At 39.6% G+C, this 351-nt stretch carries 1 protein-coding gene; it reads right to left on the reverse strand.

Going from position 1 to position 351, the window contains the following annotated elements; translation table 11 throughout:
• Positions 1–347 (reverse strand): SDR family NAD(P)-dependent oxidoreductase (locus HUS61_RS21380; RefSeq protein WP_175083710.1); only part of this gene is annotated, 347 nt, incomplete at its 3' end.
• Positions 348–351: the final 4 nt, after the last annotated feature.

Raw genomic sequence — 351 nt, forward strand, 5'->3', positions numbered from 1 at the left:
ACGCCAGCATCACGCATAGCATCAACCAGAGTCAGTGTACCTTGTACGTTGTTTTGATAATACTCGATAGGTTTTACAACCGATTCACCAACCGCTTTTAAACCTGCGAAGTGAATAACACTATCAATAGTATGTTCACTGAAGATTTTGTCTAAGCAGGCTCTATCTAAAATATCACCTTGATAAAACGTGACGTCTTTGCCTGTTATTTTTTTTACGCGAGCCAATGACTCATTTGATGAATTGCTTAAGTTATCGAGTACAACAACGTCAGTACCTTGTTGTAATAACTCTAATACGGTGTGAGAACCGATGTATCCGGCTCCGCCGGTGACTAAAATGGTCATAAAA

Source organism: Pseudoalteromonas sp. 0802 (assembly GCF_013350085.1).
Taxonomy (GTDB): domain Bacteria; phylum Pseudomonadota; class Gammaproteobacteria; order Enterobacterales; family Alteromonadaceae; genus Pseudoalteromonas.